General features: G+C 69.1%; 6 protein-coding genes. 5 read left to right on the forward strand and 1 reads right to left on the reverse strand.

All coding sequences use genetic code 11. The features are described from left to right. On the reverse strand, positions 1–218 hold a 218-nt coding region (locus tag QZ753_RS10100; protein WP_294643345.1), incomplete at its 3' end, for a histidinol dehydrogenase. 130 nt (positions 219–348) lie between these two features. Here QZ753_RS10100 and QZ753_RS10105 point away from each other — a divergent pair. The 5 genes from QZ753_RS10105 to QZ753_RS10125 all read left to right on the forward strand — a co-directional run bounded on the left by QZ753_RS10105 (position 349) and on the right by QZ753_RS10125 (position 5143). Next, positions 349–897 carry a cupin domain-containing protein gene (locus QZ753_RS10105; RefSeq protein WP_055891660.1) on the forward strand — a complete coding sequence of 183 codons (549 nt, stop codon included), beginning with the start codon at positions 349–351 and terminating at the stop codon, positions 895–897. Positions 898–998: 101 nt separating this feature from the next. Continuing rightward, a complete protein-coding gene (locus QZ753_RS10110) occupies positions 999–2048 on the forward strand; it encodes an ABC transporter substrate-binding protein (RefSeq protein WP_294643349.1) in 1050 nt (349 codons plus the stop codon). Positions 2049–2127: 79 nt separating this feature from the next. Further along, entirely contained in the window at positions 2128–3186 is a 1059-nt protein-coding gene (locus tag QZ753_RS10115) for an ABC transporter ATP-binding protein (RefSeq protein ID WP_294643351.1), read from the forward strand. Further along, the gene (locus tag QZ753_RS10120) at positions 3183–4358 is read left to right on the forward strand and encodes an ABC transporter permease (protein WP_294643353.1); all 1176 of its coding nucleotides are present in this window, start codon (positions 3183–3185) and stop codon (positions 4356–4358) included. Before QZ753_RS10115 ends, QZ753_RS10120 begins: the two co-directional genes overlap by 4 nt. Positions 4359–4360: 2 nt before the next feature. After that, complete coding sequence (locus tag QZ753_RS10125) at positions 4361–5143, forward strand: ABC transporter permease (protein WP_294643354.1); 783 nt, start codon at positions 4361–4363, stop codon at positions 5141–5143. The last annotated feature ends 217 nt before the right edge of the window (positions 5144–5360 follow it).

Below are 5360 nucleotides of genomic sequence, written 5' to 3' on the forward strand. Positions count from 1 at the left end.
ACCGCCGCCGCGCGCTCCTCCTGGCTCACCTCGACCGCCGCCGGCTCCACCTTGTCGAAGGCGGCGGCGTAACGCTTCACCGCCGAATCGCCCTCGCCGCGCACCGCGGCGAGGATCTCCGACACCGTCCCGGCGACGCTCGCATGCGTCTCGCCCTGCGGCTTGGGCGCCTTCACGAAGCGGAGGCGGGAGCGGAGCGTGTCGATCTCGGTGGCCATCGGGCGTTTCCGTGCTGGTTTTGCACGCAGGACGCTCGCAGAAGCGCCAACCGGCGGCAAGGACACGACGCGCCCTGTTCAGTATGATGAGCACTCAACGCCGGACATCCGAGCGTCAGAGGAGACGATCATGCCCGCCATCGGAGCCGCGATCCGCGAGATGCGCCGCCGCCGCCAGCTGTCGACCCGCGAGCTGGCGGTGCGCTCGGGCATCGCCCACTCCACCATCTCGCTTCTGGAGCGCGACCGGATGAGCCCGTCGGTCGACACGCTCCAGGCCATCCTCGAGGCGATGGGCTCGACGCTGACCGGCTTCTTCTCCGAACTCGGCGAGGCGGCGCCCCACTCGCCCTTCTACCGCGGCGGCGACCTACCCGAGATCGGCCGCACGACCAGCATTTCCTATCGCATGGTCGGCATCAACCACCCCGGCCGCAAGCTCCTGATGCTGCGCGAGACCTACCAGCCGGGCGCCGACACGGGCGAGGCCTTCTCGCACAAGGCGCAGGAGGCGGGCATCGTCACCGCCGGCCGCGTCGAGGTCAGCGTCGGCGAGCGCACGCGCGTGCTGGAGCCGGGCGACGCCTACTACTTCGACAGCGAGACGCCCCATCGCTTCCGCAATCCCGGCCCGGAGCCGGCCGAACTGATCAGCGCGATCACCCCGCCGACCTATTGAGACGGTGGAAACTATTTCGAGCGCCCGCGCGAAGCGTTTTGCGGTTTCACCCTTTCGTGCTTGAGTTTCGAACGGTTCAACAAGCCGGGGGAAGCAACGCCATGTCACGGTCCACCATTCGCACTCTCGTCGGCGGCCTTCTGGCCGCCTCGCTTCTGGCGGCGGTTCCGGCCGCCGCACGCGACCTCACCGTCGTGTCCTGGGGCGGCAACTACCAGGACGCCCAGCGCGAGATCTACTTCAAGCCCTTCGCGGCCAAGACCGGCAAGCCGGTGCTGGAGGAATCGTGGGACGGCGGCTACGGCGTCCTGTCGGCCAAGATGCAAGGGGGCACGCCCAACTGGGACGCCGTCCAGGTCGAGGCCGAGGAACTCGCGCTCGGCTGCGCCGACGGCATCTACGAGCCGGTGGACTGGTCGAAGCTCGGCGGCGAGGACAAGTTCATCCCCTCCGCCGTCAACGAATGCGGCGTCGGCGCGATCGTCTGGACGACCGGCCTCGGCTACGACGCCGACAAGCTGAAGGAAGCCCCCAAGAGCTGGGCCGACTTCTTCGACACGGCGAAGTTCCCCGGCAAGCGGGCGCTCCGCAAGGGCCCGAAATACGCGCTGGAGTTCGCCCTCATCGCCGACGGCGTCGACCCGAAGGAGGTCTACACGGTCCTGGCGACCCCGGAGGGCGTCGACCGCGCGTTCAAGAAGCTCGACACGATCAAGAAGGACCTCGTCTGGTGGGAGGCCGGCGCGCAGCCGATCCAGCTTCTGGCGTCGGGCGAAGTGGTGATGACCTCGGCCTACAACGGGCGTCTCGCCGGCATCAACAAGTCGGAAGGCAAGAACTTCCAGATCGTCTGGCCGGGCTCGATCTACGCGGTCGACAGCTGGGTCGTCCTCAAGGGCTCGCCCAACAAGGACGCGGCGTTCGATTTCATCGCGTTTGCCAGCGCTCCGGAGAACCAGTCGAAGCTGCCGGACTATATCGCCTACGGCCTGCCCAACAAGGCGGCCGGCGAGATGCTGAAGCCCGAGGTCTCCGCGCAGCTGCCGACGGCCCCGGCCAATCTCGACGTCGCGATCCCGCTCGACACCGACTTCTGGGTCGACAACATCGAGGCGCTGAACACGCGCTTCAACGCCTGGGTGGCGCAGTAAACACCCCTTCAAGGGTCCGGCGGCCTCCGTCGCCGGACCCCTCGCCGTCCGTATCCCCGAACCACCGCGACGAGGCTCGATGACCTTCATCCACTTCCAGGACGTGTCGAAGTCGTTCGGCCAGACGCGGGTCGTCGAGAACCTCGACCTTGCCGTGGAGAAGGGCGAATTCCTGTCGCTGCTCGGGCCGTCGGGCTCCGGCAAGACCACGATCCTGATGATGCTGGCGGGTTTCGAGAACGCCTCCTCCGGCACGATCCTGATGGATGGCGAGCGCATCGAGGACCTGCCGCCGCACAAGCGCGGCATCGGCGTCGTGTTCCAGAACTACGCCCTCTTTCCCCACATGACGATCGCCGAGAACGTCGCCTTTCCGCTGCAGATGCGGGGGCTTTCCAAGGCCGAGATCGGCGAGAAGGTGAGACGAGGTCTGGAGCGCGTGCGCCTCGGCCACCTCGGCGACCGGCGCCCCGACCAGCTGTCCGGCGGCCAGCAGCAGCGCGTGGCGCTCACCCGCGCGCTCGTCTTCGAGCCGAAGGTCGTCCTGATGGACGAGCCGCTCGGCGCTCTCGACAAGCAGCTGCGCGAGGAGATGCAGCTCGAGATCCGCGAGCTTCACCGCCGCCTCGGCCTTACCGTCGTCTTCGTCACCCACGACCAGGGCGAGGCGCTGACCATGTCGAACCGCATCGCGATCTTCGACAAGGGCAAGATCTCGCAGGTCGGCACGGCGACGGAGGTCTACGACCACCCCGAGAACGCCTTCGTCGCCCAGTTCATCGGCGAGACCAACCTCCTCGGCGCGACCGTCGAGGCCTCCGACACCGGAGGCACGCGCCTTGCGCTGGAGGGCGGCACGAGCCTTGAGGCCGCGCCCGGACCGACCTTCCGGCCCGGCACCGCCGTCATGGTCTCGGTGCGCCCGGAACGGCTGCACCTGTCCGCCGAAGCGCGGCCCGGAGCGATCGAGACGCGCGTCGACGACGTCGTCTATCAGGGCGACCACCTGCGCCTCCACCTGTCGCGCGGGCCCCTGCGCCTCATCGCGCGCGCCGAGCGCCGCCTCGGCGCTCCCAGCGTCGGCGGTCCCGCCCATGTCGTGATCGACCCGGCCGACGTCGCGGTGTTCCCGGCATGACGCGGGCCGGCTCCACCCTTCGCGCCCTCGGCCTCGTCGCGCCGCTCTTCCTCTTCCTCGCGGTGTTCTTCCTCTGGCCGCTCTGGACCATGGTCTCGGTCTCGGTGCGCGACCCGGCGGTCGGCGCCGTCCTGCCGCGCACGACCGCTGCGATCTCGTCCTGGAGCGGCGACGGCGTGCCGGACGCGGCCACGCAAGGGGCGCTCGTCGCCGATCTGGCGGAGGCCGACGCGATCGGGCTCGGCGCCGCCGTGCGCCGCCTCAACAGCGACGTGTCGGGCTTCCGCACGCTGATTCCGAAGACGCAGCGCGCCGCCAAGGACGCGAACGGCGGCGCCGTCGATCTCGCCGCTCTCGACAAGCGCTGGGCGGACCCCGCCTTCTGGAGCGCGATCCAGACCGCGTCCTCCGCCTATACCGACCGCAACCTTCTGGCCGCCGTCGATCTCACCCGCAACGAGGCCGGCGCCGTCGAGAGCCTGCCCGCCGGCGCGTCCGCCAACCGGCTGATCATCACCCGCACCTTCCTGATCGCCGCGACGATCACCCTGTGCTGCCTTACGATCGGCATGCCCTACGCGATGCTGATGGCGGCGACCACCGGCTGGAAGCGCAACGTCCTGATGATGGCCGTCCTCCTGCCGCTCTGGACCTCGCTCTTGGTGCGCACAGCCGCCTGGTTCATCCTTCTCCAGGACCAGGGCGTCATCAACGGCGCGTTGCAGGCGCTGGGTCTCACGAGCGGCCCGCTCCCCCTCATCTTCAACCGGACGGGCGTCGTCGTCGCCATGACGCACGTCCTCCTGCCCTTCATGGTGTTGCCGATCTATTCGGTGGTGAACGGCATCCCGAAGACGCTGATGCCGGCCGCCGCCTCGATGGGCGCGACGCCGTTTGCCGCCTTCCGCCGCATTCTCCTGCCGCTTGCCATGCCCGGCATCCTGTCGGGGTGCCTCCTCGTCTTCATGGTGGCGATCGGCTACTACATCACGCCAGCCCTCGTCGGCGGCCCGAACGACCAGATGATCTCCTCGATCATCGCCTTCTACGCCCTCCAGACCGCGAACTGGGGCATGGCCGGCGCGCTCGGCCTCATTCTCCTCGTCGTCACCACGATCCTCTACCTCGTCTACGGCCGGCTTTCGCGCTCCGGCACGCCGCTGGGGGCCTGACCATGCTGAAGCCCGCTCAAGGCCTCTTCGGCGCGCTCGCGGTGGTATTCCTCCTCGCGCCGCTCGTCGCCATCCTGCCGCTCGCCTTCACCGGCGGCATCTTCCTGAACTACCCGATCCCGTCCTTTTCGACGCGCTGGTTCACCGAGCTTGCGACCGCCGACGCCTGGCGCCTGTCGATCGTCAACAGCCTGATCATCGGCCTCGGCGCGACGGTCCTGTCGGTGGTGCTCGGCACGCTGGCGGCGCTCGGGCTTCGCAACGGGCTGATCCCCTTCCCCAATGTCCTGCGCACCTTCTTCCTGCTGCCCATGGTGGTGCCCGCCGTGGTGCTCGGCGTCGGACTGCAGATCTCGCTAGGCGGCCTCGGCCTCACCTCGACCTATCTCGGCGTGATCCTGTCGCACGCGGTCCTCTGCGTGCCCTTCGTCGTGATCAGCGTCTCGACGGCGCTGCAGGGCATCGACCGGCGGGTCGAGCGCGCGGCCGCGAGTCTGGGCGCCTCGCCCGCCACCGTCTTTCGCCGCGTGACGCTGCCGCTGGCGCTTCCGGGCGTCGTGACCGGCGCGGTCTTCGCCTTCGCCACCTCGCTCGACGAGGTGGTGCTCACCCTCTTCGTCGCCGGCCCCAACCAGCGCACGCTCGCCCGCCAGATGTTCTCCTCGATCCGCGAGAACATCTCGCCGGCGATCGCGGCCGCCGCCTTCGTGCTGATCGTCGGCACGCTGCTCCTGGCCGCGCTCGCCGCCCTGATGAACCGCCGCAAGCGCACCGCGGCGGCTTGACCGATCCGGCGCATCGGCGCTGTTGTCACACGTGAAACCATCCGGACCGTGCCCGGCGGGCCGTCCGGACCTTTGAAGACGGGGCAGACCCATGGACACACTCTCGAACTCGCTGGCTGCGGCCGACATGGCGCACACGCTGCACCCGAACACGAACCTTCGCGCGCACGAGGCGCAGGGTCCGATGGTGATCGCGCGCGGCGAGGGCATTCGCGTC

This window comes from uncultured Aureimonas sp. (genome assembly GCF_913775355.1).
Taxonomy (GTDB): domain Bacteria; phylum Pseudomonadota; class Alphaproteobacteria; order Rhizobiales; family Rhizobiaceae; genus Aureimonas.